Annotated in this window: 24 protein-coding genes; 19 read left to right on the top strand and 5 right to left on the bottom strand. The window is 49.0% G+C overall.

Going from position 1 to position 25,778, the window contains the following annotated elements:
• The first annotated feature begins 5 nt into the window (after window positions 1-5).
• The 9 genes from BM322_RS03610 to BM322_RS03570 all read left to right on the top strand — a co-directional run bounded on the left by BM322_RS03610 (window position 6) and on the right by BM322_RS03570 (window position 8,679).
• A complete protein-coding gene (locus BM322_RS03610; RefSeq protein WP_075428549.1) occupies window positions 6-1,460 on the top strand; it encodes a lipopolysaccharide biosynthesis protein in 1,455 nt (484 codons plus the stop codon).
• A complete protein-coding gene (locus tag BM322_RS03605; RefSeq protein WP_075428548.1) occupies window positions 1,461-2,744 on the top strand; it encodes an ATP-grasp domain-containing protein in 1,284 nt (427 codons plus the stop codon). It begins immediately after the preceding gene.
• The gene (locus BM322_RS03600; protein ID WP_075428547.1) at window positions 2,741-3,403 is read left to right on the top strand and encodes a LicD family protein; all 663 of its coding nucleotides are present in this window, start codon (window positions 2,741-2,743) and stop codon (window positions 3,401-3,403) included. The genes BM322_RS03605 and BM322_RS03600 overlap by 4 nt, the downstream gene beginning before the upstream one ends.
• 148 nt (window positions 3,404-3,551) lie before the next feature.
• Entirely contained in the window at window positions 3,552-4,619 is a 1,068-nt protein-coding gene (locus BM322_RS03595) for a DegT/DnrJ/EryC1/StrS family aminotransferase (RefSeq protein ID WP_075428694.1), read from the top strand.
• A 171-nt stretch (window positions 4,620-4,790) separates the two neighbouring features.
• Window positions 4,791-5,357 (top strand): DUF6564 domain-containing protein, encoded by a 567-nt coding sequence (locus BM322_RS03590; RefSeq protein ID WP_075428546.1) that lies wholly within the window; start codon window positions 4,791-4,793, stop codon window positions 5,355-5,357.
• Window positions 5,308-6,339, top strand: a complete 1,032-nt coding sequence (gene aepY / locus BM322_RS03585) for a phosphonopyruvate decarboxylase (protein WP_082334364.1) — start codon at window positions 5,308-5,310, stop codon at window positions 6,337-6,339. The genes BM322_RS03590 and aepY overlap by 50 nt, the downstream gene beginning before the upstream one ends.
• 9 nt (window positions 6,340-6,348) lie before the next feature.
• On the top strand, window positions 6,349-8,022 hold the full coding sequence (locus tag BM322_RS03580; protein WP_082334363.1) for a phosphoethanolamine transferase: 1,674 nt from the start codon (window positions 6,349-6,351) through the stop codon (window positions 8,020-8,022).
• A 104-nt stretch (window positions 8,023-8,126) separates the two neighbouring features.
• On the top strand, window positions 8,127-8,318 hold the full coding sequence (locus BM322_RS03575; RefSeq protein ID WP_075428544.1) for a ribbon-helix-helix domain-containing protein: 192 nt from the start codon (window positions 8,127-8,129) through the stop codon (window positions 8,316-8,318).
• Between the two features lie 4 nt (window positions 8,319-8,322).
• Entirely contained in the window at window positions 8,323-8,679 is a 357-nt protein-coding gene (locus BM322_RS03570; protein ID WP_075428543.1) for a helix-turn-helix transcriptional regulator, read from the top strand.
• Between the two features lie 143 nt (window positions 8,680-8,822).
• Here BM322_RS03570 and BM322_RS03565 read toward each other — a convergent pair whose 3' ends face one another.
• Window positions 8,823-9,092: a type II toxin-antitoxin system RelB/DinJ family antitoxin gene (locus BM322_RS03565; protein ID WP_075428542.1), complete on the bottom strand. Its 270-nt coding sequence runs from the start codon at window positions 9,090-9,092 to the stop codon at window positions 8,823-8,825.
• Between the two features lie 140 nt (window positions 9,093-9,232).
• Window positions 9,233-10,642, bottom strand: a complete 1,410-nt coding sequence (locus tag BM322_RS03560; RefSeq protein ID WP_075428541.1) for an acetyl/propionyl/methylcrotonyl-CoA carboxylase subunit alpha — start codon at window positions 10,640-10,642, stop codon at window positions 9,233-9,235.
• Between the two features lie 270 nt (window positions 10,643-10,912).
• Between BM322_RS03560 and uvrC the strand changes: the two genes are divergently transcribed.
• From uvrC to tadA, 9 genes are all read left to right on the top strand, one after another.
• Window positions 10,913-12,763 (top strand): excinuclease ABC subunit UvrC, encoded by a 1,851-nt coding sequence (gene uvrC / locus BM322_RS03555; RefSeq protein ID WP_075428540.1) that lies wholly within the window; start codon window positions 10,913-10,915, stop codon window positions 12,761-12,763.
• Entirely contained in the window at window positions 12,750-13,610 is an 861-nt protein-coding gene (locus BM322_RS03550) for a PHP domain-containing protein (RefSeq protein ID WP_075428539.1), read from the top strand. The genes uvrC and BM322_RS03550 overlap by 14 nt, the downstream gene beginning before the upstream one ends.
• A 30-nt stretch (window positions 13,611-13,640) precedes the next feature.
• Window positions 13,641-14,615, top strand: coding sequence for a LacI family DNA-binding transcriptional regulator (locus tag BM322_RS03545; RefSeq protein WP_075428538.1), 975 nt, complete (start codon window positions 13,641-13,643; stop codon window positions 14,613-14,615).
• A 165-nt stretch (window positions 14,616-14,780) separates the two neighbouring features.
• A complete protein-coding gene (locus BM322_RS03540) occupies window positions 14,781-16,166 on the top strand; it encodes a glycoside hydrolase family 32 protein (protein WP_075428537.1) in 1,386 nt (461 codons plus the stop codon).
• A 47-nt stretch (window positions 16,167-16,213) separates the two neighbouring features.
• Window positions 16,214-17,491: an oligosaccharide MFS transporter gene (locus BM322_RS03535; protein WP_075428536.1), complete on the top strand. Its 1,278-nt coding sequence runs from the start codon at window positions 16,214-16,216 to the stop codon at window positions 17,489-17,491.
• Between the two features lie 114 nt (window positions 17,492-17,605).
• Window positions 17,606-17,767 (top strand): rubredoxin, encoded by a 162-nt coding sequence (locus BM322_RS03530; RefSeq protein WP_075428535.1) that lies wholly within the window; start codon window positions 17,606-17,608, stop codon window positions 17,765-17,767.
• Between the two features lie 285 nt (window positions 17,768-18,052).
• Window positions 18,053-19,021, top strand: coding sequence for a malate dehydrogenase (locus tag BM322_RS03525; RefSeq protein ID WP_075428534.1), 969 nt, complete (start codon window positions 18,053-18,055; stop codon window positions 19,019-19,021).
• Between the two features lie 175 nt (window positions 19,022-19,196).
• Window positions 19,197-19,484 (top strand): hypothetical protein, encoded by a 288-nt coding sequence (locus BM322_RS03520; RefSeq protein ID WP_075428533.1) that lies wholly within the window; start codon window positions 19,197-19,199, stop codon window positions 19,482-19,484.
• Entirely contained in the window at window positions 19,471-19,986 is a 516-nt protein-coding gene (gene tadA / locus BM322_RS03515) for a tRNA adenosine(34) deaminase TadA (RefSeq protein WP_075428532.1), read from the top strand. Before BM322_RS03520 ends, tadA begins: the two co-directional genes overlap by 14 nt.
• Before the next feature lie 19 nt (window positions 19,987-20,005).
• On the opposite strand, the gene BM322_RS03510 is transcribed toward tadA, so the two are convergent.
• On the bottom strand, window positions 20,006-20,710 hold the full coding sequence (locus BM322_RS03510; RefSeq protein WP_075428531.1) for a hypothetical protein: 705 nt from the start codon (window positions 20,708-20,710) through the stop codon (window positions 20,006-20,008).
• 79 nt (window positions 20,711-20,789) lie between these two features.
• On the opposite strand from BM322_RS03510, the gene BM322_RS03505 reads away from it, so the two are divergent.
• The gene (locus BM322_RS03505) at window positions 20,790-22,502 is read left to right on the top strand and encodes a phosphoethanolamine transferase (protein ID WP_318254517.1); all 1,713 of its coding nucleotides are present in this window, start codon (window positions 20,790-20,792) and stop codon (window positions 22,500-22,502) included.
• Here BM322_RS03505 and BM322_RS03500 read toward each other — a convergent pair whose 3' ends face one another.
• Together BM322_RS03500 and BM322_RS03495 are read right to left on the bottom strand one after the other, a co-directional pair.
• A complete protein-coding gene (locus BM322_RS03500; protein ID WP_075428530.1) occupies window positions 22,503-24,125 on the bottom strand; it encodes an amino acid ABC transporter ATP-binding/permease protein in 1,623 nt (540 codons plus the stop codon).
• Window positions 24,122-25,765 (bottom strand): ABC transporter ATP-binding protein/permease, encoded by a 1,644-nt coding sequence (locus tag BM322_RS03495; RefSeq protein WP_075428529.1) that lies wholly within the window; start codon window positions 25,763-25,765, stop codon window positions 24,122-24,124. Before BM322_RS03495 ends, BM322_RS03500 begins: the two co-directional genes overlap by 4 nt.
• Window positions 25,766-25,778 lie beyond the last annotated feature (13 nt).

Here is a 25,778-nt window from a genome sequence, read left to right as displayed (position 1 = left end):
GAAAAATGGCTTTTACGAAATATGATATTGTTTTAAATTTGTTTTGGAAATTTGCAGAACGTTGTGGCTCACAAGGAATTTCGTTTGTTGTAACGGTTTTTCTGGCTAGAATTCTGATGCCTGAAGATTATGGACTTGTTGCATTGGTGCAAATTTTTTTAACAATTCTATCTGTTTTTGTTGACAATGGTATGGGGGTAGCATTGATACAGAAAAAAGATGCAGATGAGCTGGATTTTTCTTCTGTATTTATCCTGAATACATTTATCGGGGTAATATTATATGTTGCATTGTGGTTATGTGCTCCCTACATAGAAAGATTTTATTCTGTCACCGAATTGACAGTACTTATCCGCGTGATGGGGATTACCTTGATAATAGCTGCTTGGCGTAGTGTTCAGCAGGCGTATATATCAAGAAAAATGAAGTTCAAGTGTTATTTTTATGCAACGCTTGTCTCTTCTGCATTGTCTGCTGTAGTTGGAATAGGTATGGCTATAGAAGGAGTGGGAGTATGGGCATTGGTTGCTCAGCAATTAATAAATAATATAGCTGGAGTTATAGTTGTTGATAAGATTATATCTTGGCGTCCGTCTATGAACTTTTCTTTTCGTCGTGTAGCAGGTTTGTTTTCTTACGGTTGGAAATTGCTCCTGTCTGCAGTATTAGACACAGGGTATAATCAGCTTTGGCAGTTGCTGATTGGTAAGTTCTATTCACCGAGTGATTTAGCCTATTTTAATCAAGGCCAAAAATTCCCTAGTTTAATAGTGACTAATATCAACGCATCCATTGATAGTATTTTACTTCCTGTAATGTCAAATGTACAAGAGGATCATAACAGGGTGAAAGAGATGACGCGTCATGCGATGGAAACAAGTATTTTCATTATGGCACCGATAATGATGATTATGGCTTTTTCTGCTGAAAATATTGTTATGCTTGTTTTAACCGACAAATGGCTGCCATGTGTTCCTTTTTTTGTTGTTTATTGTATCATCTATATGTTTTATCCTCTTCATACTGCAAATCTCAATGCGATTAAGGCGTTGGGGAGAAGTGATTTGTTCTTGGGGATGGAAGTAATAAAAAAGATTGTTGGTATAGCTGTTTTATTATACACGATGCAATATGGATTGTTGGTTATGGCGTATGGCTTATTGGTCATGTCGGGAATAAGTCAGCTAGTAAATTCCTGGCCAAATCATAAACTGCTTAAATACGGATATTTCCAACAAATGAGAGATATTTTACCAGCTATCATATTGGCTGTTATGGCTGGCGGAATAGTTTGGCTGATTGGGCGAGTTGAATTGCCGTTGGCTATGGTTATTTTTTTTCAAGTTGTTGCGGGAGGTGTGGCTTACATATCGATGGCGTGGCTGTTTAAGTTAAAATCTCTTAGATATGTTTATGAAGTTTTTTTAAAAATGAAAAACAAGAATGAAGGTATAGAATAGATGAAAAATGTTATGGTGTTTCCGTGTGGGTCTGAAATTGGTTTAGAGATTCGGAGAAGTGTTAAGTTTTCAACATATTTTCATTTGATAGGTGCGAGTTCTGTTCATGATCATGGAGAGTATGCATATGATGATTATATCGGTGATGTTCCACAGATTCATGATGAAAACTTTCTACCAGCATTAAAAGAGATAATTTGTGAACGCAATATTGATGCAATCTATCCGGCAATGGATTCGGTAATTGCTGTATTGAAGAAAAATGAGGAATATCTAGGATGTAAAGTCATAACATCATGTCAAGAAACTACAGCAATATGTTTATCTAAACGAAAAACTTATGAAAAACTAAAAGACATAGTACGTGTGCCAGTTGTATACACTAAAGAAAACATTCGTGAATATCCTGTGTTTGCAAAACCGACTATCGGGTATGGGGCAAGGGGGACAAAAAAAATTGATAGTTATGTAGAGGTAGAATCGTTTCTGCGTGAAAAAGACGAAGAATATTTACTGTTAGAATATTTATCTGGGCAAGAATACACGATAGATTGTTTTACCGATAGGCATGGCGAGTTGCATTTTGCTTCAGCAAGATGCAGGAATCGCATCCGAAATGGTATCAGTGTGAACACAAGCTATGAGGATGATCAAAAAAGGTTTTTTGCATTCGCGAGTAAAATAAATGACGCGATTGCCTTTCGTGGTGCCTGGTTTGTGCAAGTCAAGGAAACTTCAAGTGGTGAGCTATGCCTTTTAGAGATAGCAGCTCGTTTTGGTGGTTCATCAGGAGTGGCAAGAGCGATTGGCGTTAATTTTGCACTGTTGAGTATTTTTGATGCATTTGATTATGATGTTAGGATATTGCTGAATGATTGTAAGGTCGTAATGGATAGGGCGCTAAATTGCAGGTATAGATGTGATTTGGTGTATGATATTGTATTTATTGACTATGATGACTGCATAAAATTGGGAGATAATAAGGTGAATGCATTGCTGGTATCTTTTTTATTCCAATGCAGAAATTCTAATATTAAAGTGGTTTTGCTTTCTCGGCATGATGGTGATTTATATGAGAACTTGAAGTCACTTCGGCTACTGGATATATTTGATGAGGTTATCCATATAACTAAAGATGAGAAAAAATCAGACTACATCTGTGGCGAAAAAGCTATATTTATCGATGATTCTTATGCGGAACGATGCGATGTAAAAGATAATTGTGGCATACCTGTATTTGCGCCGGATGATGTGGATGTTCTGTTGAAGGTGAATTTTACATGAAAGTATATAGTTTGCAAGATATTCAGAGAAGGCTCTTTGAAATGTCAGTGGTAATAAGAGATGCTTTAGAGAAGAATAATTTCAAATACATGATTGCATATGGTACACTTTTGGGAGCTGTTCGACATAAGGGGGTTATTCCTTGGGATGATGACTTCGATTTTTATTTGTTCGATGATGAATATGATGCTGCAATCGAATGCTTGAGAAATGAATTACCAGATGATATGTTTGTTGAGGATGAAAAGTCGGAGCCGTTATTCTTTCATGGGTGGGCTAGGGTAAAAGATTTAAATACTATGACAACGTATAAATGCTATCCACAAGACAGCTGTTATGCACATAAAGGGCTTAACGTTGATTTATATCGGGCTAAGTTTTGCAAGCAATCAGAACTGTATATACAAAAAGCAAATGAATATCAATTGTATATCGATAGGCGATTGAAGAAGGATTTGATAACACAAGAAGAATATGACCGGCGGCAAGAAGATATAGCTAAGATGCGAAAGAAAATCTCTAGTGGTAGTAAATTGATTATGTCGAATCTGATTTCAGATTATGGTTTTTATTATGATGATATTTTCCCGTTGAAAAAATATAAGTTTTCAGATGAGTTATTTTATGGACCTTCGAATTCTGATGCTGTTTTTGGATGAGCTTTATGGTGAATATATGAAACTTCCCCTGAAGATAAAAGAAAATCGCATTACGAAGAAGTAGTTTCAATATAAAGATGTTATTTAGGATAGGAGACGGTAAATCTTGGCAAATAGTATTCTTGTTACTAGGTCTTCGTTACCTAGAATGGATGAGTATGTTGAAGAAATTAAAGATATATGGGACAGTCATTGGCTTACGAACATGGGGGCTAAGCATAAAACGTTTCAAGGAGAATTAAAGGAGTATTTAGGAGTACAAAATATTGACTTATTTACTAATGGGCATATGGCATTGGAATTGTCATTGCAGGCATTGAATTTACAAGGAGAAGTCATTACGACTCCGTTCACGTTTGCGTCGACAACGCATGCAATCGTCCGTAATGGATTGACACCGGTCTTTTGTGATATTAGTCCAGATGATTTTACCATGGATGTAAATAAGATAGAATCCCTTATTACAGATAGAACATCTGCGATAATGCCAGTACATGTTTATGGGAATGTCTGCAATATAGAAGAAATTGAACGTATTGCAAAAAAATATGAGTTGAAAGTTATATATGATGCTGCGCATACTTTTGGCGTGAAATATAAAGGTAAAAGTACGGCAACTTTTGGTGACGTTTCTTGCTTTAGTTTTCATGCGACAAAGGTTTTTAATAGTATTGAAGGTGGTGCAGCTTGTTTTAAAGATGAAGAGTTTGGGTTAAAACTTTATCGACTGAAGAATTTTGGTATTCGAGGCCCAGAGTGTGTAGATGCAGTGGGGGCTAATGCAAAAATGAATGAATTTTGTGCGGCAATGGGGATTTGTAATTTACGCCATGTGGATGAAGAAATAAACAAGCGTAAAGCTGTGGTAGAACGTTATCGTGAGCACCTAGAAAATGTAGAAGGATTACAGCTTAATCCTATTCAAAAAGATGTAGAGCCTAATTACGCATATTTCCCGGTAATCTTTGAAGAGAAAAAATTCGGATCTACGCGGAATGAAGTGGTTGAAGCACTGGGAAGAGAGGGGATAGGGGCTAGAAAATATTTCTATCCACTGACCAATACGTTTGAGTGTTTTCATAATAAATATGATGTCAATAAAACACCTGTTGCTTTGCATATGAGTAAACATGTATTGACATTACCACTTTATGCAGATTTGAACTTTGATGTAGTGGATAAAATATGTGAAATCGTGCTTTCATGCAGAAGATGATTGCTCGAATTTATTGTTATTGATAACTTGTTGGAGGAGATAGTTTTGAAGGCATTGATTTTAAATTCTGGTATGGGAACTCGTATGGGCGTTTTGACGGCAGAACAACCCAAGTGCATGACGGAGATTTCCAGTCGGGAGACGATTCTTAGCAGATAGCTGCAGAGTCTTGTGGATGCTGGTGTAGATGAAGTGGTTATCACGACTGGTGCGTTTGCAGATGTCCTGGTGAAGTATGTGCAGGGGCTTGATCTGCCGTTGAAGATTACCTTTGTCCATAATGATAAATTCAAGGACACGAACTACATCTATTCGATTTTCAAGGCGAAAGAGTATCTGCAGGATACGGACCTTATCCTGATGCATGGGGATCTAGTTTTCGAGAATTCTGTGTTTGACCAGCTCATGGCTGCGGAGGGCAGTGTCATGGCGGTCAGCTCGACGGAGGCACTGCCGCAGAAAGATTTCAAGGCTGTTGTTGTTGATGATAAGATCCAGAAGGTAGGCATTGAATTCTTTGAGAAGGCAATGGTTGCGCAGCCGCTTTACAAGTTGACGAAAGAAGATTGGGGAACTTGGCTGACGAAAATCGTTGCATTCTGTGAGACGGGAAACACTTCCTGCTATGCGGAAAATGCTTTGAACGAAGTCAGCGGTTCCTGTGCGATTCGTCCATTGGATATATCTGATGCATACCTATGGTATCGACATGGAGCATCATATCATTGCAGCAAATGAGGGAAATTGTGCGGCGCTGGCGGCAGGATATCATCTGGCTACCGGCAAAGTGCCCGTTGTCTATATGCAGAACAGCGGCGAGGGCAATATCATTAATCCGGTCGCATCGCTGCTAAGTGATAAGGTATATGCGATTCCGATGATCTTTGTCATCGGTTGGCGTGGTGAGCCGGGCATTCATGATGAACCGCAGCATATCTATCAGGGACAGGTAACGATAAAGCTGCTGGATGATATGGATATCCAGAGCTTTGTCATCAGCAAGGAGACGACGGTCGATGAGCTGCAGTCTGTGATGACGGAATACAATGCATCCTTACAGAAAGGCAAGAATGTGGCCTTTGTCATCCGCAAGGGCGCTCTTTCCTATGAGGAGAAAGTCATCTATAAGAACGATAATCAGATGCTGCGTGAGGAAATCATCCAGCATATCGTTGCGGTGTCGGGCGAAGATCCAATCATCTCGACGACAGGTAAAGCCAGCCGTGAGCTTTTTGAAACGCGAGAGGCAAATGGGCAGAGTCATAAATACGATTTCCTGACGGTAGGTTCGATGGGGCATGCTTCCTCGATTGCGCTGGGCGTAGCCATCAATAAACCAGAACAGAAAATCTGGTGCATCGATGGCGATGGTGCAGTGCTTATGCATATGGGGGCGATGGCGGTCATGGGATCTGTGAAACCACAGAATCTCGTGCATATCGTCATCAATAACGGCGCGCATGAAACCGTAGGTGGGATGCCGACTGTGGCGCAGAGTGCTGATTTGCCAGCTGTTGCAAAGGCTTGCGGCTATGATATGGTAAGCCAGGCAGCATCTTTTGCAGAACTAGACAAAGCACTGCAAGCTGCAAAGACAACGGCAGGTCTTCGCTTTATCGAGGTAGCAAGTGCAATCGGTGCACGGGAAGATTTGGGGCGTCCGACGACTACGGCGTTGGAGAATAAACAAAACTTTATGGGGTATGTTGCGAGTGTTTAGGAGATTGTTATGAGGTGTATTCGTTGTTTATCTAGATTGAAAAAATACAAAAGTGAAAACTTTTCTGTTTTTTATATGTTTTTATTGATATTTTTGAATACGCCTTATTTATTTTATCAAATCGTAAGTGGATCTAAATTGCATTCTTTGGTGGTTTTAGAACGTAGCCTTCTTGGAGCATTAGCTTTATGCTTTATCTTATCCTTGATAAAGCATAAGTGTTTGCATAGAATTGCTGCACTCATTATTTTCGCTATTGCAGGAACTGCTTTCTTCTTAGATTGTTTTTCTGTGTATCAGTATGGATATCCGTTTAATACAGGTATGTTTGATGTGATTATATCGACTAATAAACATGAAGCTTTGGAGTATGTGGAACAGTTTGTGACTGTTAGATATTTATTGGTTTTGGCAATCAGTATTTTAGGTATTGGACTTATAGTGAAATGGGCGGAATGGATAGAAAGACGTGTCCTCTGGGGGGGGATGCTTGTCGCTTTTGTTTTTGCTTTTGGTGCTGTTGACATGGGAAGATTAGGCTTAAACCAGTGGTGGATGGCCACTAATCAAGATGTTCCTATTATGCGATTGTTTCATATTGTACAAGTTGGGTATGAAAATGTTAAAGCATACGAAAAATACGAAAAAGAAGCCTCGAAAAATGTTGTTTCAATAACTCGAGATGATAGCGATATCCCTTATGTAATTTTTATAGTTGGTGAATCAACAAGCCGGAATCACATGAGTTTGTATGGCTATGATTTGAATACAAATCCATTGTTGAGTAAGCGTAAATCTAATGAGGGTCTGTATGTTTTTTCTGATGTTATTAGCCATCATTCACATACATTGACGGTTATGCGAGAGTTGTTCACTTTTTATCGTCGAGGCATGGATGATGAATGGTTCCGTTATGATAATCTGTTTGATATTCTACGGCAAACGAATTATCGTACAGTGTGGTTGTCGAATCAGGAATCTTCTGGCGTTTGGAGTTTAGATAAGTTCTATTCTAAACGATGCACTGAGAAATATTTTACAGAGATTCGCGAAAGCAGAGAGGATAGCTCGTTGCCGGATGGAGCATTATTGCCGATGCTGGATAATATGGGTTTTGCAGAGAAGAATTTTGTTGTAGTTCATCTTATGGGGACTCATGGATCATATGACAAACGTTATCCGCAAGAATTTGCAAAATTCAAAGCGGATGACGAAACGAAGGGGAGCGATGTGAGGCAAAAACAGATTCGAGCTGAATATGATAATGCTGTATTATATAATGACTATATTGTAGATTCCATTATTGAGAAATTTAAAAATGAGGATGCAATAGTCATATATGTATCTGATCATGCGGATGAGGTTTATGAAGATAGAGATTTTGTAGGGCATACGGAATCACAGGGGACAAAACACATGATAGAAATACCGATGTTGATTTGGACTTCTGATTCTTTTAGCAAAAAGCGTCCAGCGTTAACTAGTAGGATAGCTGCTTCTGTTGATCGGCCATTTATGACAGATGATATGATTCATGTGTTGCTGGATATCTTATCGATTGAGACTAAGGACTACGAACCGAGTAAAAGCGTTATAAATAAGGAATACGAACCATCGGAGAGAAAATATAACGGAATGCAGTATATGAAAACTGGTGATGAAACTACATTGGTTCGAGGATAGGATTTAGATAAAATGCCACAGAAATTTGATTTGCATTGCCGAAGAGGTAAGTGAGATAAGGATGTTATGCGTTATTTCGAGTTTGAAGATAGTGAGGCGATTGAATGTTTGTAGTAAAGAAAAACTCTGAGATGATGAATAAGACATTTCGTCTGCCTGTAGATTTGTTGGAGCGGCTCACTGAAGTGGCAACGGCACAGGGGGTATCGGTCAACAATCTGGTGCAGCAGTGCTGTGAGTATGCGCTGGGGGATATGGCAGGCGGAGGAAAGGTGGAGACGAAGCAGAGGAAGTGAGGGTATGACGGAGCTTTCGAAGAATCTCCAGAGCATACGCGCGGCTCGTGGACTGCGGCAGCAGGATGTGGCCGATAGGCTGGGCATCAGCAGGGCTACCTATGCAAACTATGAGGCAGGACAGCGCAGTCCGAACAATGTCATGCTGATGAAGATTGCGGCATTGTTTCAGGTGCGTGTGGATGATTTGTTAGGCTTTCAGCCAGATGATAGCCGTCTGTTGCCAGAGGAAATTTCTCTGCTTGAGCGGTATCGGCGCTTGCCAGCGGACAAGCAGGAGTTCTTTTCGCGGCTGGTTGATTTTGAGCTACAGGAAAATCTGAAGGTAGACAGCAAGAAGGCATCGTTCTCCAAGAAATGAGAACGATGCCTTCTGTGCGGTGTTATTGAAATAAGTCACTATGTGTTCCTGTACGATAGGCGAGTAGTTCTAGTTCGTGCATCGGAAGACCACGCTTTTTGGCTAGTTTGAAATCTTTTTTGAACTTTGTAGAGTAACGGACGTTAAGCATTCAGGTCATCCCACATTTCGTCTACTGTAGAAAAGGAACGACTAAGATTCTTTCCTGCCAGAGCGTCGTCTAAAACTTTTCTGGTTTCTGCATTGGGGATGTTGGGGGCGACAATATCAAAAGGAATGCGCCCTTGGTTCACAACCTGACGGCAGAAAAGATGGATTGCTGTGGACATGTTGAGTCCCATGCTTTTGAGTGCAGCTTCGGTTTCTTTTTTCAATGCTGAATCCATGCGCACTTGTATTGTTGCTGTAGCCATACTGATCCCTCCTATACGTATATTTTACAGCTGATATGTAGGTAAAGTCAATGAAATTGCAATGACTTGTAGTGCTTATTTTATATATGTGCAATAAAAAACATCGTTCTCGAAAAAGAGAACGATGTTTCAGTATTCGATTAAGCGAAGTACATGCCTTCACTGATGGTGTTGGCGAGTTCTTCTTCGTTCATGTCGCTCGTGTCTTTCGGCAGGGCTTCGTAGACGTCCATGCGGTTCTTGATGAACTGGGTGTCGATGTTGCCCGTGCGGAAGTAGGTGTCCTTGAGGATCTTCTTGTGCAGCGATACGGTCGTCTTGACGCCGTCGATGCGGAATTCCTTGAGGGCACGCTCCATGATTTTGATGGCGTCGCCACGCGTGCGGCCATGGGCGATGATCTTGGCGATCATCGAGTCATAGTATGGCTCGATGGCAAGGCCGGCCGTCACACCGCTGTCGAAACGGACGCGGGGGCCGCTGGGCTCATGCAGGAAGGTGATGTCGCCCGGGGACGGCAGGAAGTTGTTGTCCGGATCCTCGGCGTTGATGCGGCACTCGATAGCATGTCCCGTGAAGGTGACGTCTTTCTGCGTGAATTCGAGGGCCTCACCGGCAGCGATGCGGATCTGGGTGCGGACGAGGTCGATGCCCGTGACAGCCTCGGTGATGCCGTGCTCGACCTGGATGCGCGGGTTGATTTCCATGAAGTAGAATTCGTTGTTCGAGAGGTCGAGCAGGAACTCCACGGTGCCGATGTTGGAGTAGTGGACACTCTTGGCAGCCTTGACAGCGAGCTGGCCGACGCGCTCACGCATATCCTGGGTCAGAGCAATCGACGGCGACTCCTCGAGGAGTTTCTGGTTGCGGCGCTGCAGCGAGCACTCACGCTCGCCCAGGTGCAGGACTTCGCCGTAGTTGTCGGCGACAATCTGTACCTCGATATGGCGCGAACGCTCGATGTAATGCTCGAAGTAGTATTTCGTCTTCGTGATGTCGACGAGCAGGTTCAGGATGTTGCGCAGGTCTTCTTCGTTGCGGGCTACGCACATGCCCTTGCCGCCGCCGCCAGCAACTGGCTTGAGGATGACCGGATAGCCGACTTCCTCAGCAGCCTTCATCGCTTCCTCGTTGCTGGTCAGCGGGTCGCTGCCTTTGGCCATCGGGATGCCCGACGGAGCAATCGAGGCGCGGGCGATATCCTTGTCACCGACAAGACGGATGGTTTCCGGCATCGGTCCAATCCAGGTGATGCCAGCTTTCGTGACCTTCTCGGCAAAGTCAGCATCCTCGGAGAGGAAGCCATAGCCCGGATGGATGGCATCGGCGCCGGATTCACGGGCAGCAGCGAGAATGGAGTCTTTATTCAGGTAGCTTTCCATGGCATCTGCCGGGCCAACGCAGATTGACTGGTCAGCCAGACGGACATGCAGTGCCTTGGCGTCGGCCTCGGAGTATACGGCTACGGTCTCGATGTCGAGCTCCTGGCAGGCGCGGATGATGCGGACGGCGATTTCGCCGCGGTTAGCAATAAGAATGCGTTTAAACATAGGATTACCTCCTAAACTTAACAAATTAAATAGAAATAATTCTAAATAAGTTTATTAGTGTCAATCAACTGGTATTAGTACCTGTTACTAACAAAAACTTCATGAACGAATTCTAGCACAGTTGTCTGATAAATGCAATGATAATTTTCGGTTATTATAGCAATTCTTCAGAAGAATTATTTATACTGTATACAGATTTTGCGTTTCATTTGACCGGTCAAATGGAGTATAATAAGAAGCATCGATTTATTGAGGAAAGGAAGTGAGCCGATGAATGAGATCGTAGAGGAAAAGCTCAAGCTGCTGCCCGATAAGCCTGGCGTCTATCTCATGAAGAATGAGCAGGGCAAGATCATCTATGTGGGCAAGGCCGTGGTGCTCAAGAACCGTGTGCGGCAGTATTTCCAGTCGAACAAGAATCACACGCCGAAGGTGCGGGCGATGGTTTCCCATATCGCAGATTTCGAGATCATCATGACCCATTCCGAGGTGGAGGCGCTGATCCTCGAGTGCAACCTCATCAAGAAGCATCGGCCACGCTATAACATCAGCCTCAAGGACGACAAGAGCTATCCGTATGTCAAGGTGACGGTGCAGGAGGATTTCCCGCGCGTGTTCATCACGCGGCGGGTCTTGAAGGATGGGGCGCGTTATTTTGGCCCGTATACGAATGCGACGGCAGTTCATGAAAGCCTAAAGCTGCTGCGGCGTCTGTTCCCGCTGCGGACCTGCAGGCATCTGCAGGTGCGGCCGTGCCTTGAGTACCATATCAAGCGCTGCCTGGCACCGTGTGCCGGCAAGGTCGAGAAGGTCGATTATGATGCGATGATCCGTGCGGTGCTGTTGTTTTTGGAAGGGCGCACCGATGATGTGGAGCGGGAGCTGCAGTTCCGCATGGAGGCGGCGGCCGATGCCTATCATTTCGAGCTGGCGGCGCGATTGCGCGATCAATTGCTGGCTGTGCGCAAGGTAGCAGAGAAGCAGAATATCGTCACAGGTTCGGGCGATCAGGATGCCGTCGGCATGGCGCGTTCGGAAATCGGCGTCGTTGTGCAGATTTTCTTCATTCGTGCAGGCAAGATGATTGGCCGTGAGCATTTCCTGTTGCAGAGTACGGAAGAGGAAAGCGACGAAGCAATCCTGGCGGCTTTTTTGCAGCAGTATTATCATCGGGCCGCGTTTATTCCACGCGAGGTATTGCTGCCGTTGGAGCTGCCAGCAGCTGAGCGCGAGCTGCTCGAAGCCTGGCTCAGTGAGAAGAAAAGCAAAGCCAAGGTGCAGATCTTGTGTCCGCAGCGCGGGACTAAGCATGATATCGTGGCAATGGCTGCGGGCAATGCGCAGAAATATCTGGCGGATGAGGCTGCACGCATCAAGCAGGCCAACGACCAGACACGCGGGGCAGTCGAGGAGCTCGGGCGTTATCTGGGGCTCAGGAATCCGCCTGATCGCATGGAGTGTTTCGATATTTCACATATCCAGGGCAGTGAGACTGTGGCGTCGATGGTTGTCTTTGAAGGCGGCCTGCCGAAGAAGTCGGATTACCGGCGCTTCAAGATCCAGAGCACCGAGGGCAAGCCGGATGACTTCCTGTCGATGCGCGAGGTAACGACGCGGCGCTATGTGGGCCTGCCGGAAAATGAGCTGCCAGACCTCATCGTCATCGATGGTGGCAAGGGACAGCTCTCCTCGGCACTGGAAATCATCCGCCAGCATGCCGGACATAAAAAGGTGCCGGTGGTTGGCCTGGCCAAGCAGTTTGAGCTCGTATTCCGTGAGGGCGAGTCAGAGCCGGTGGTACTGCCGCGCCATAGCCAGGCATTATACCTTATCCAGCGCATTCGCGATGAGGCCCATCGGTTTGCGATTACGTATCATCGCAAACTGCGCGGCAAGCGCAATCTTGTCTCGGTGCTTGACCATATCGTCGGTATCGGGCCGAAACGCCGGCAGGCGCTATGGTCGCATTTCGGCACGCTCAGCCGCATCAAGGCGGCTGGGGTCGAGGAACTCATGGCGGCGCCAGGCATGAACCGGCCAGCGGCGGAGGCCGTCTTTAATTTCTTTTTGGCACAACAGGAATTTCGAGGGAAGGATAAAGATATAAATGAAAACAGTTGATTTGCATGTCCATTCGCTGGTATCTGATGGCAGCTACCGTCCGGCTGAGCTGGTTAGGCTTGCCAAGGAGCGTGGCCTTTCGGCTTTGGCGTTGACCGACCACGATGTTATTGCGGGCAATGCGGAGGCCGCTGCAGCGGCAAGGGAAGCTGGTATCGAATTCATCCCGGGCATGGAGCTTGCGGCGACTTTTGGTGAGCGCAAGGTGCATATCGTCTGCCTTGGCTTCGATCCAGAGCATCCATCGTTTCAGAAGGTCTATAAGAAGATCCGCGCGGTCAAGGAAGGAAAAATCGAGGAAATCATCGCCTACGTCAGGGACAAGGGCGTAGATATTTCCGTAGAGAAGGTGCGTCCCTTTGCCTATGATGGCCCGTTTGACCGCTATGCCATCATGCGCTATCTGGTGTCGCTGCACATGTATGACCGGGCGCAGCCCCTCTGGGATAATTATCTCGATCCAGCGGCTGCTGAACTTGGGCTCAATAAGACGATTACGGTCGAGGAAGCGCTGCCGCTTATCCATGAGGCGGGTGGCGTGACATCACTGGCGCATTTCCATAAGAATATCGGCCTCAAGGGTCTGACGCGTGAGCAGCAGGAAGAGGCTATCTGTTATCTGCATAGTCTTGGCCTCGATGGGATGGAGCGTTATTATCCAAACTATACCGAGGAAGATAAGGCGTTTGCTGCGGCCATGATTGACAAATACAGTCTGCTGCCAACGGGCGGCACGGATTTCCATGGTACGAACCGTCCGGGAATCGAGCTCGGGACAGGTATTGACAATAATATGGCCGTGCCGTATGAGTTCTTTGCCCAGGTCAGGGCGCATTGCGGGAAATGATAGGATAAGACACGGGATTAGAGGATAGCAATGGTTAGGATAAAAGATGTAGCGAAAGAAGCAGGGGTAGCAGCAAGTACTGTATCATTGGTCATGAATAAGAAAGGCTATGTTTCGGAAGCCACACGGCAAAAAGTCGAGGCTGCCATGAAGAAGCTCAAATATGTGCCGAGTGAGGTAGCGCGCAATCTGTCTCTTAGCCGGACAAATACGATCGGTGTCATCATGCCATCGGTATCGCATCCATTTTTTGGTGAGGTCATCGAAGCACTGGAGGCTGCGCTTTATGACCAGAATTGCAAGATGATGCTATGCTGTACGCAGCATAAAGAAAATGGGGAGCGGACCTTTGTGGATATGCTCAAGCGGCGGACTATGGATGGCATCATCATGGGCGCCCATTCACTGGATGTTTCGCTGTATGCAGATGTCCAGCAGCCTATCGTGGCCTTTGACCGTTATCTGAATGATCGGATTCCGATTGTGCATTGCAATCATAAAAAAGGAGGACAATTGGCGGCGGAGCGCTTTTTGGCGCATGGGTGCAGGCATATTGTCGAAGTCATAGGTTATCAAGGGGTACAGACGCCAGCCAACGAATATCATTTCAATGCGGCAGATATCTTACACGCGCATGGGGTAAGAGTGGACGTGGTTGAGATGCCGTGGAATGCGTTTGATTATCCGAGCTTTGCAGCGGCAGCACAGCAGTTATTCCAGCAGTATCCGGATGTAGATGGCGTACTGGGAGCAGATTTGGCTATTGCGGCGTGTTTGCATGTCGCTGCCGCGCTGGGGCGGCGTGTCCCTGATGATTTGCGCTTGCTTGCCTATGATGGCACAGCGGTGACGCGGATGGGGTTAGAGCCAATCACTGCTGTGCGGCAGCCGATTCGTGAATTGGCGGAGCTATCGGTACGTAAAGTGCTGCAGATGGTCAATGGTACGTATGAAGACGGTCCTTGGGTTATCGATCCGTTTATCCTGGATGGCAATACTTGTTGAGTCCTATTTTTTATTATATGCTATATATTTGCCGCAAATACTATTGACAAATCGTATTTGCGGCGTTATTATTAATACATCGAACCGATTCGATATTGGTTCGATGTATTTTCGAATAAATCTCGAACCGGTTTGAGAAAAAGAAGAAGCTATGGGGGATAATCGATGAAAGAAAAAATACGGGTGAATAATCAAAGATATAGACTAGGGTATCATTTGATGACCAGCGGCGGATGGATGAATGATCCCAATGGTTTTTCCTGGTTCAAAGGCTATTATCATATGTTTTATCAGTATTATCCATATGCGGCTGAATGGGGGCCGATGCATTGGGGGCATGCGCGGAGCAAGAATTTGGTACATTGGGAGACGCTGCCTGTTGCGTTGACACCAGATGAAGCGGAGGATGGCTGCTTTTCTGGCAGTGCGGTTGTCTATGAGGATAAACTTTGGCTGATCTATACAGGTCATCATTTGACCGACCCTGCAGACAGCGAGGCGTTTTATCAGGATCAGAACCTTGCGTGGTCAGAGGATGGCGTTCATTTCGTAAAATATGAAGGAAATCCGGTCTTGCAGGTACCGGCGGATAATACAAAACATTTTCGCGATCCTAAGGTTTGGCAGGAGGCGGGGACTTTCTATATGGTGCTGGGGAGCCAAGGAAAGGACGGCTTAGGTCGGGCGCTGCTCTATCAGTCAAAGGATCTCAAGCAGTGGGAGAAGGTCAGTGTCTTAGCAAAAGCTGCAAATGTAAAAAGTGAAGGTTATATGTGGGAGTGTCCGGATTTTTTCCCTCTGATGGGGCAGGACGTTTTACTGATGTCGCCGCAAGGGGTAGAAGCGCAGGGCGATCGGTTCCGCAATCTCAATCAGACGGGCTATATGCTGGGACAGGTTACAGATGACAAGGAATTCATTCGCGGCCAGTTCGAGGAAATCGACCATGGGCATGATTTTTATGCTACGCAGACCATGCTGGCACCAGATGGAAGAAGAATCATGGTAGCGTGGATGAATGCTTGGGATTCGCCCATGTATGAAAAGACAGATGGCTGGGCGGGGGCTTTGACGATTCCTCGGGAATTATCCATAAAGGATAATCATATATATCAGCGGCCGATTCAAGAAATGCAGCTGCTGCGCGAGAAAAAACTATGGGATGGCAATCTGGCTGCTGGAAAACAGCTGGCGATACCACGTACGGCTGAAGTGGAGCTGGTTTTTGGGGATATCCCCGATGGCAAGCAAAAGCTTTTGGAATTGAGTGATGGACAGCAGACGCTTAGTTTGGAGATAGATAGGAGGGACAGGCGTCTGACGCTTAGGCGTACAACGGAGGATGGCGAGCGGTCGCTCACCATGCGTTCGGCGGCGCAGCTGGATTTGACGGTGTATATTGATAATAGTTCTGCAGAATTGTTTGTGAACGAGGGGGAATTTACGTTTACCGAACGGATTTATTGGCAGAACGATTTGACGATGCAGCTTCCCTGGGGGGCTGAAGTTGCTAAGGTTTACGCCTTGGAGGCACAGGCCAATCAATATTGACCGCTAGATAATCGGGGCAGAAATGGTATGGATAAGGGGGATTTACCATGAAATTTCTACAGGCATTTCAAAATCCATTTTATCGTGTTGGTTCTACACAGTTGTTGTTATTCTTTATGGGCTGGGGAATCTGGTGGTCATTTTTCCAGATATGGCTCACGACAAAACAAGGTTTTTCGGGGACTCAAGTAGGTACGATTTTTTCGTTTGGTTCGGCGGTCGCGCTGGTCTTGATGTTTGTTTATGGTTCGATTCAGGATAAACTTGGCATGAGGAAAAATCTGTTGCTGGCTTTGATTGGGTTACAGATATTCATAGCACCGTTCTTTACCTGGGTGTATGTACCGATGCTGGAAAACAATTTTTTCCTTGGTGCGATGGTTGGTGCGGTTTATTTGGCAATTTCGTATTTGGCAGCTTGCCCTGTGTTTGAGGCTGTGACTGAGCGCATGAGCCGGCGGTATCATTTTGAGTATGGACAGGCAAGGGCATGGGGCTCCTTTGGCTATGCTGTGGCAGCGCTGGCCGCCGGATTCCTATTTACCATCAATCCGTATCTGATCTTTTGGACGGGGTCGGCGATTTCTGCCATATTGTTCGTGAGCTTGCTGGTATGGAGACCTGAGCGCGACACGAAAAATCTGGCGCATTATGAGGATAAAGAAGAGAGCAGAAAAGATAATAAAACACCATCGATGCGAGAGATCCTGGGTGTATTCAAAATCTTTGACGTTTGGAAGATCATACTTTTTGTGGTTATGAGCTGGACGTTTTATACGGTGTTCGATCAACAGATGTTTCCTGAGTTTTTCACCCGTTTCTTTGCAACGCCGGAACAGGGGCAGCAGGCTTATGGTGTGCTGAACTCCGTTGAAGTATTTTTGGAATTCCTGATGATGGGGTTGGTGCCTGTATTCATGAGAAAGATTGGTGTCCGCAAGGCCATTCTCCTCAGCTGTGCAATCATGATCTTGCGTATCGGCGGCTGCGGCTTGGTTACGAATCCGTTCGGTGTAGCAGTGATCAAGCTGCTGCATGCTCCGGAGACAGCACTGTTTATTTTGGCCATCTTCCGTTATTTTACGCTCCATTTCGATACGCGTATCTCGGCGACGCTCTATATGGTTGGCTTCCAGATTGCTGCGCAGGTTGGCCAGATTATTTTCTCGGCTCCTTTAGGAGCACTGCATGATTCAATTGGTTATCAGCCGACATTTCTGGTGATCTCTGGAATCGTGTGTGTGGCAAGCGTGTATGCCTTTGTTGTTCTGCGGAAGGATGATCAATGCGTAGAAGGCCAGCCGCTGGAGGCGGTGCTCGAGTGACGTGGCCTCGCTGCAGCCGGGAAAAATAATTGCAGGGAGGCAGGAATTCATCTTTGGTGAGGCGAAGTGTACTCCTAGGATAACAGGTGTGTAGATATTTTAGGAGGTTCGGTTATGAAGACTTGGGTTTGCTCGGTTTGTGGCTGGATTTATGATGAAGAAAAGGGAGATCCGGATTACGATCTGGCTCCAGGCGTTCCTTTTGAAGAGCTGCCGGATGATTTCGTCTGCCCGCTCTGTGGTGTCGGCAAGGACATGTTCGAGGAACAGTCGTGACGAGTGGATAGAAATGGTATTTATCCACTCTGTATGGTCAAAGAGGCCCTTTATGAAAGGGGCCTCTTTTATTGTCTGACGAATTGTTAGCAGGTCTTATGATAATAATCATAATTTATGATAAAATAAGAAATTTCAAGGAAAGTCATTGCTTTTTTGGTCGTACTTTGTTATAATTTACACGTAATGAATCATAAGTGTGATTCATAATAATAGGCATTCCGAAAGCGGTTTCCATTATGGTAATGGGGCAGCCGTTTTCAAATTATAAGGAGGCAATCTATTATGAAAGTAACAGTTGTTGGTGCAGGTAACGTTGGTGCTACCGTTGCAAATGTCCTGGCAGTCAAGAATTTCTGCAGCGAGGTCATGCTCGTGGATATCAAGAAGGGCTTTTCCGAAGGTAAAGCCATGGATATCATGCAGACGGCGCATATGCTGAACTTCGACACGCGGGTCATCGGTGTGACGGCCGAGATCGGGGATGAGAATGGCTATGCGCCGACGGCTGGTTCTGATGTCGTTGTCATCACGTCTGGCATGCCGCGTAAACCGGGCATGACGCGTGAGGAGCTCATCGGCGTCAATGCTAAGATTGTCAAGAGCGTTGTCGATCAGGCTCTCAAGTATTCGCCGGATGCCATCTTCATCATCATCTCCAATCCGATGGATGCTATGACGTTCCTGACGCTCAAAGATTCCAAACTGCCGCGCAACCGTGTTATCGGCCAGGGCGGTATGCTCGATAGCAGCCGTTTCCGTTATTTCCTGTCCAAGGCTCTGCAGGAAGCTGGCTATCCGGCTACGCCGACCGATGTCGATGGTACGGTCATTGGCGGTCACAGCGACAAGACAATGGTTCCGCTTACGAGCCTTGCTACGTATCGCGGCATTCCTGTTACGCAGCTCCTTTCCAAAGAGCAGCTGGATGAAGCCGTTGCGCAGACGAAAGTTGGCGGCGCTACGCTGACGGGGCTTCTGGGCACCTCCGCTTGGTATGCACCGGGTGCTGCAGCAGCTGCTATGGTCGAGGCTATTGCCCTTGACTCCAAGAAGCTCATGCCGTGCTGCGTATACCTCGATGGCGAGTATGGCGAGAAAGACCTCTGCATCGGTGTACCGGTCCTGCTCGGCAAGAACGGTATGGAGAAGATCGTCGAGTATAAACTCGAAGGCGACGAGAAAGCTAAGTTCGATGAGAGCGTAGCTGCTGCTCGCAACACGAACGCAAAACTCGGTGATGCACTGAAATAATCCAGCGATGAAACTGGATCAATAGAGATAGGGGCATGTGCGGTTGGCACATGCCCCTATTTTCATAAAATCTTGTAAAATATCGGCAAAATGCTTAATGTTTGCTGGATATTTGACGATATAAACTATGTAAGGTATGATAATAACCGCTGCCATCACCAGGGAGGTGGTTGATATGGTAGACCGCATTGAAAGAGTATCCCGTCTCAAGGGAATCGATTCAGGCATTGGCAAGTTCTTTGAGCGCAAGGAAGGCTATGAGGACGATCCAAAGAAAAAGAAACAGTTTGCTGACGTGCTCGACCGCGAGCTGGCCAAGGATACACGGCCAGAGAACGAGGCAGGGCCCGGCGCGCCGAATGCTTACCGTTTGGAGATTTCGGCCCGGCCTACCCAGTCGTTGTTCTATCGCGGAGGCGTGGACCTCAGCAAGGTAGAAGGGAAGATCCATGACGCTGGATGACGAGAAGTATATGAGGCTGGCACTGGCGGAAGCGCAGAAGGCCTATGACAAAGAAGAGGTGCCCATTGGCGCTGTCCTTGTGGATGAGGATGGCGCTGTTGTGGCGCGTGGGCATAATATGCGGGAGAACTGGCATGATGCGACGGCCCATGCCGAGCTCATTGCCATCCAGCAGGCCTGCAAGGATCTGGGGCGCTGGCGCCTGTCAGGGCTTACCCTCTATGTGACGATCGAGCCGTGCCCGATGTGTGCCGGGGCTATCGTCATGAGCCGTGTTGACCGTGTGGTCTATGGCAGTACGGATGCCAAGGCCGGTGCCTGCGAGTCAGTATTCAATATCCCAGGTAATCCGACACTCAATCATCGCCCGGAGATTACAGCGGGGATATTGCAGCAGGAATGCGCCGATATCATGAAGCGGTTCTTCAAGATGCGCCGGGAGCAGCAAAAGGCTGCAAAAAAAAAGCCTTCCCCTATGGGGAAGGTGGCAGACGAAGTCTGACGGATGAGGTAAAGGGTTATCAGATATCCCAGTGCAATTTTTCTGGATTAGGCGTGGCTTTGTCCACTTCGCTGAGGATCCATGAGGCGTTATCGTGGGTGGCTGCGAAAGCTTTTTCGAGGCCAGCCTCGTATTCGGCCGGGATTTCCATGCTGTGGATGGCCATGTGCATGTAGTCCTTGGCGACTAGTGTTACACCGCGTTCGGCCGAGAGTTGGGCCTTGAAGCGGTAGCCATAGTAGAGATAGCTGTTGTGCTCGACGGGGATGTCCTTGTAGGCGGCGATGCGCTCATCGGCCTCACTTTCGGCCTCGCTGGTCATGCCCATCTTGTGCATGAGGTTCCAGCGGTCAGCCCAGAGTTCGCCGCGCAGGATGTATTTGTAGAGGAAGTCCGTGCCTTCGGCAAGCTCGATGGCTTGATTGATATGGTTCAAGGACTCGTCGTTCTGGCCAAGCTCCTTTTCAAGCGAACTGAGACGCTGCAGCGCATATACCTTCTCCTCGACCTCTTCGGATTTTTCCTCGTCAGGCTCAGCCTCGACGACGCTGTGGAAGAGTTCGAGGGCCTCATCGGTCTTATCGATGCCCTGCATGGCGAGGAAATGCGCGAGCCGCGCGCGGGCCTGCCAGCTGTCCATGCCGCCCATGAACAGCGACTCGGGCGGTTTGGCCGGGGAATCCATTACGACGTGCACCAATTTATGAAATTCATCTTGTGTCATGAAAAAACCTCCTGGAACGTGATATAATGATACCATTATATCATGAATCCTGTGATTTGACAGGACAGGAGGTCTTTTTGTGCGATTGAAGGCAGTTTTCCTCAGGCTCTGGGCCAGGATGCAGCAGGTGGTGGAGTCGAAGATTGGTTCGATCCTGAGCTTGTTTTGCTTGAATTTCTTCACGATAGCTTGGCAGAATATCCATATGTATAAGGATGGGCAGCTTGCAGTCCTCGGTGTGGATGCCGTGTTCCTGCTGGCCATGGCGGCACTGGTGGTCGTAGGTATCAGCTGGGTGCCAGTAAAGCGGGGGCGGCAGCTGCTCACGGGCTTGGTGCTCGGCATATCGGTGGTGCTGGCTGCGCTGGAGTGTTTTTCCATCTACAACTATGAGACATTGGTGGGGGCGGGCATCATCACGGCGCTGATGCAAACCAATATCCATGAGGCTAGCGAATTCCTGCGCATGTATGTGGGTTGGACGGGACTGTTCATCATGCTGGTGGCTATTGGCCTGGCAGCAGCCGTATACCGGCTTGACTGGGAACTGCGGCTAAGCCTCGGCAACCGTCATTGGCGCAGCCGCATCGTGCCGGTGTTCCTATTGGCAGGCGGCATAGCTGGCGTCTGTCTCTGGCAGTATTATCATTCGTTTGTCGTCAACGATTCCCTGGATATTCCGGCTGTGCGTGTGGGCAGGGCCATCGATACTTCGGTGCGCAACATCCAGGCCTTTGAACAGCTCAGGCAGCAGGCCGCAGCTGATGTGACGATTACGGCTAATGACAGCGATGTACCCTATGTGGTGTTTATCCTCGGCGAGTCGACAAACCGCGAGCGCATGCACCTCTATGGGTATCCGCTGGAAAATACGCCGAACCTTGATGAGCTTGCCGTCAAGGGCGATATTGCTGTCTACCGGGATGCCATTGCGCCGCAGGGGGCGACTGTGGCTGTCCTGCGGGAACTCATGACCTTCAACGACGCTGAGTCGGATAAGGAGTGGTACGAGTACAACAACCTTATCGATGTCATGAAGGCTGCTGGGTATCGTACTTATTGGCTGTCCAATCAGGAGAGCTCGGGGATTTGGGGCAATGTGGGGCAGCTCTTTGCGGGCCGTAGCGATGTGCGCCGCTATACGCAGCTGCGCGAGTCCCATGAGGAGTCGGGGCGGCTGGACGAGGAGCTGTTCCCGTTGGTGGATGAGGCGCTGCAGCAGCCGGCGGCAAAGAATTTCTATGTGCTGCATCTGATGGGGGCCCATAGCCTCTACTATCTGCGGTTCCCGTATATCTTCACGAAGTTTACCAAGGAGGATATCCCGGCCCCTCAGAATGACTTGTCTGAGGAAAAGCGCACGGAAATCGCACAGTATGAGAATGCGCTGTTCTACAATGATTTTGTGGTGAGCTCGCTGATCGGCAAGTTCCAGGACAAGGAAGCCCTTGTCATCTATCTGCCCGACCACGGTGAGACAATCTACGATAATGGCAGCAGCTTTGCTGGTCATGTGGAGGAGAACCCTAACCGGCAGCAGCTCGAGGTGCCGCTGGTATTCTGGGCATCGCCTGCCTATAAGCAGAAACATCCCGAGAAGTGGCAGGCTATCTGTGCCGCTGTGAACAGGCCCTATATGACCGATGATATGATCCACACGCTGCTCGATATCCTCGACATCCGGACGCCGGAGTTCAATCCGGCCAAGAGTGTCATCAATCCGGCCTTTGTCAGCAGCCGCAAGCGAATAGTCCGCGGCCGGGACTATGATGCGGAGATGAAAACGAAATAATCAAAGCCTGATTACCTGGGAGACACGGTCAATGGCCAGTGGATCGTGGGTAATCACCAGCAGCGTTCGCTGCTGTTTATCGAGTTCGTCAAGGACGGCGGTAAGCAGTGCGGACGATGTTTTTGCGTCAAGACCGGCTGTGGGCTCATCGAGCAGCAGGATAGGTGCGGGGCGGGCAAGAGATAGGGCCGTGAGCAGGCGGCTGCGCTGGCCGCCTGAGAGATTGGTTGCATCGGATGTGAGCTCGGTATCAAGTCCCTGGGGCTGCTGGTGGATAAAGGCGGTCAGCTGAGCAGTCTGCAGGCAGTGCTGGATAGTATCATCGCTAATGCCGGGGATGAACTGCGAGAACAGCGAGCGGATCGTACCAGCGGGGAGCTGACAGCCCTGCAGGCAGGCGGCAAAGAAACTGCGCTGTTGTGTGGGCGTGAGTTTGCCGGCGTCAAGTCCGCCAAGACTGATGCTGCCACTGTCGGGGGGCCAGCAGGCCGTCAGCAGGCAGGCCAGTGTTGTCTTGCCGCTGCCGCTGTCGCCGATAACAGCTGTATGCTGGCCAGTAGTAATCGTAAACGACAGGCCATTGAAAATGGGAACTTCTGGGTGGTAGCCGAAGGTCAGCTGGTTGACGGCAAGCAGTGGGGTAGCAGCCGTAGGCGTGGCAGCAGTCTTTTGTTCTGTTAGCGGCGAATGCACTGCCCATAAGGGCAGTGCTGCTGTCTTGCTCTCACGCAGGGAGCGGGCGGCTGCGGCAAGCGGTGGCAGTTCCGTTTGCAAAGCGAGCAGGATCAGCAGCCAGACCGCCAGCTCGATAAAGGAAAGCGTCTGGGCGATTGCAGCGCCACTGAGGCTGGCAAGCAGCAGGATAAGGACGGTCACACTGGCCAGCTGCAGCAGATTGTCGCTGGTTATCCTGGCAGAGTCATCCTGCCGCTGCTGACTGCAAAGCCGCTGGGCATGGGCATCCAGGCGTATCGTTATCGCAGCGAGGCTTCCGGCCAGCTGGAGTTCGTCGCGGCCTTCGGCAGTGTCCAGCAGGGCACTGCGATAGGCGGGGGCTGCCTGCTGGCTGGCGCAGGGCTGGGCAGATTCGCGCCATAGCGGCACTAGCAGATGGGCAAGAAAAAGCAGAGGCAGCAGGCAGCTCATAAGGCCAATCACGGGAAACAGCAGGATGGTGGTCAACAGGATGAGCAGCAGGCTGACAAGCGGTGGCAGCAGGGCGCGCAGATAGAAGTCGCGCAGCACCTGGCAGCCGCTTGTCAGCCGGTGCAGCCATTGGCCTTGGGCAACAGGTCCCTCGCGCAGGGGCAGGACAGCAGCTGCGCTATCGTAGAGTTTTAGCTGCAGGGCGGTATAGCTGTCAAAGGCCAGCCGGTGTGAGAAATAGCGGTCGGCATAGCGGAAGACAGCGCGGCCGATGCCGCAGGCCCGGACAATGGTGATGCCCAGCGCCAACGCAGCTAGGGGCGGCTGGAGTGCGGCGGTGGTTATGAGCCAGGCGGCTGCCCCCATAAGGCTGAGCGCACAGAGGGCTGAGGCCAGAGCGGCCAGGGCAGCCGGGAGGAGCGCCGAGGGGGCCATGAGTTTTAGCAGTGGGGTTATGGCAGCAAGACAGTTTTTCATGGTGTGGCCTCCTGTTCGGGTGCTGGGGAGAGGGTAATGCATTTATCGGCGATGGACTGTACGGCGGGATGATGTGAGATGATGATGAGCGTGCGCCGCTTGGCAAAGGCCGTCAAGGTGCGAAGGAGCTGCTGCTCCAGTTGCTCATCCATGCCAGCTGTCGGCTCGTCGAGCAGGGCAATCGGGCGGTTCTGCAGCAGGGCACGGGCAAGACCAAGACGATTGCGCTGTCCCTGTGACAGCGGCAGGCCGCTATCGCCAAGCGGTGTGGCGAGGCCATCAGGCAGCGCAAGGAACCAGTCCTCCAGTGAGGCGAGCCGCAGGGCTTGACGGACGCGCTCGTCGGGCACCTCCTGGAACAGACTGACATTATCTTTCAGGCTGGCGTCGTAGATATGGGGTTGCTGGGGGACATAGGTGATGAGCTTTTGGCGGCTGGCAGCTGCCATTGTGGCAAGCGGCTGATCGTTGAGCAGGATGGTGCCGTAAGCGGGGGACAGCAGCCCGGCCAGAAGTTTCAGCAGGGTGGACTTGCCGCAGCCACTTGGCCCGGTGATGACGGAAATCTTGACGGCGGGGAAATCCTCATGGTACTGTTCGAAAAGTTTTGCAGCAGTGCCTGGATAGTGGTAGCTGAGTCTCTGCACGGAGATGGCGGGGGGAACCTGCAGCTGCTCATGGCGGGCATTTTCTGTTGCTGGAGGTTCGCAAGTCAGGCCGAAGCCTTTCAGTTTCTGCCAGGCGGTCAGCGACTCGATGGCTGCATGAAAGATGATGCCGCCCTGACGCAGCGGCTGATAGAATTCCGGGGCTAGCAGCAGCAGGAAAAAGGCGGCAGGGAAGGAGTGGGTGCCGTCAAGCAGGCGCAGGCCAGTACTCACGGCGATGATGGCAATCGAAAGCGTCGTGATGAGTTCCAAGGCAAAGGCGCTGGCAAATGCAAGCTTTAGTACCTGCAGGGCAGCCGTGGCAAAGTCATGACTGAGGGTATGGAGCGTATGACGGGCGGTGCGCTCCTGACCGAAGAGCTTGATGGTCAGCATGCTGCGCAGCATTTGCTGAAAGCCTGTGGCAAGCTCTTCAAGCTTTGCCCATTCCCTCTGGCTGGCCGCTTTGGTGGTCTGGCCAATCAGGTAGAGCAGGAAGGGGGCGATGGGCAGGGTCAGGGCAAAGAGCAGTGCGGTAAACGGATCGGCCACAGAGGCTGCGGCGATGAGCACTGGCGTGCGGATCACCAGCGCGAGGAGCACAGGCAGTCCTTGGCTCAGCAGATTGTCCAGCGCATCGATTGTTTCGACGGCCAGGATTGACAAGTCAGCTGGTGCCAGGGATTGACTTGTCAATCCAGTATGGATCTTTTGCCGGCACTGTTCCCGCCAGCTGGTGGAGAGGTGGACGAGGCGGCGGCGCTGACAATCTGTCAGCAGCAGGCGCAGGCAGAGCATGAGAAACAGCGCCAGCAGGACTGGCGCTGTTTCGGAAATGGCCGTAAAGGTTTGGCTGGCTACCCCGGCGATAAGGCCCGTGAACTGCCAGGCGATGGCAAGGATCAGCAGGCTGCTGACAAGCTCGAGACTGGCAAGCCAGAGCAAGGCGGCTTTATATGTGCTTAGGAAATGCTGGATGAATGGTTTGGACATAGTACCTCACTCT

Source organism: Selenomonas sp. GACV-9 (assembly GCA_900116485.1).
GTDB lineage: Bacteria > Bacillota > Negativicutes > Selenomonadales > Selenomonadaceae > Selenomonas_A > Selenomonas_A ruminantium_G.
This window is presented reverse-complemented; position numbering and strand designations above follow the sequence as displayed.

Bases quoted from the DNA above. Each gene is read 5' to 3' on its own strand.
- BM322_RS03560 (WP_075428541.1), bottom strand. From the start codon at position 10,642: ATGTTTAAACGCATTCTTATTGCTAACCGCGGCGAAATCGCCGTCCGC.
- BM322_RS03565 (WP_075428542.1), bottom strand. From the start codon at position 9,092: ATGGCTACAGCAACAATACAAGTGCGCATGGATTCAGCATTGAAAAAA.
- BM322_RS03510 (WP_075428531.1), bottom strand. From the start codon at position 20,710: ATGACACAAGATGAATTTCATAAATTGGTGCACGTCGTAATGGATTCC.
- BM322_RS03595 (WP_075428694.1), top strand. From the start codon at position 3,552: ATGGATGAGTATGTTGAAGAAATTAAAGATATATGGGACAGTCATTGG.
- BM322_RS03540 (WP_075428537.1), top strand. From the start codon at position 14,781: ATGAAAGAAAAAATACGGGTGAATAATCAAAGATATAGACTAGGGTAT.
- BM322_RS03610 (WP_075428549.1), top strand. From the start codon at position 6: ATGGCTTTTACGAAATATGATATTGTTTTAAATTTGTTTTGGAAATTT.
- aepY (WP_082334364.1), top strand. From the start codon at position 5,308: ATGCATACCTATGGTATCGACATGGAGCATCATATCATTGCAGCAAAT.
- BM322_RS03535 (WP_075428536.1), top strand. From the start codon at position 16,214: ATGAAATTTCTACAGGCATTTCAAAATCCATTTTATCGTGTTGGTTCT.
- BM322_RS03600 (WP_075428547.1), top strand. From the start codon at position 2,741: ATGAAAGTATATAGTTTGCAAGATATTCAGAGAAGGCTCTTTGAAATG.
- BM322_RS03550 (WP_075428539.1), top strand. From the start codon at position 12,750: ATGAAAACAGTTGATTTGCATGTCCATTCGCTGGTATCTGATGGCAGC.
- BM322_RS03570 (WP_075428543.1), top strand. From the start codon at position 8,323: ATGACGGAGCTTTCGAAGAATCTCCAGAGCATACGCGCGGCTCGTGGA.
- BM322_RS03605 (WP_075428548.1), top strand. From the start codon at position 1,461: ATGAAAAATGTTATGGTGTTTCCGTGTGGGTCTGAAATTGGTTTAGAG.
- BM322_RS03495 (WP_075428529.1), bottom strand. From the start codon at position 25,765: ATGTCCAAACCATTCATCCAGCATTTCCTAAGCACATATAAAGCCGCC.
- tadA (WP_075428532.1), top strand. From the start codon at position 19,471: ATGACGCTGGATGACGAGAAGTATATGAGGCTGGCACTGGCGGAAGCG.
- BM322_RS03545 (WP_075428538.1), top strand. From the start codon at position 13,641: ATGGTTAGGATAAAAGATGTAGCGAAAGAAGCAGGGGTAGCAGCAAGT.
- BM322_RS03525 (WP_075428534.1), top strand. From the start codon at position 18,053: ATGAAAGTAACAGTTGTTGGTGCAGGTAACGTTGGTGCTACCGTTGCA.
- BM322_RS03500 (WP_075428530.1), bottom strand. From the start codon at position 24,125: ATGAAAAACTGTCTTGCTGCCATAACCCCACTGCTAAAACTCATGGCC.
- uvrC (WP_075428540.1), top strand. From the start codon at position 10,913: ATGAATGAGATCGTAGAGGAAAAGCTCAAGCTGCTGCCCGATAAGCCT.
- BM322_RS03580 (WP_082334363.1), top strand. From the start codon at position 6,349: ATGAGGTGTATTCGTTGTTTATCTAGATTGAAAAAATACAAAAGTGAA.
- BM322_RS03575 (WP_075428544.1), top strand. From the start codon at position 8,127: ATGTTTGTAGTAAAGAAAAACTCTGAGATGATGAATAAGACATTTCGT.
- BM322_RS03520 (WP_075428533.1), top strand. From the start codon at position 19,197: ATGGTAGACCGCATTGAAAGAGTATCCCGTCTCAAGGGAATCGATTCA.
- BM322_RS03530 (WP_075428535.1), top strand. From the start codon at position 17,606: ATGAAGACTTGGGTTTGCTCGGTTTGTGGCTGGATTTATGATGAAGAA.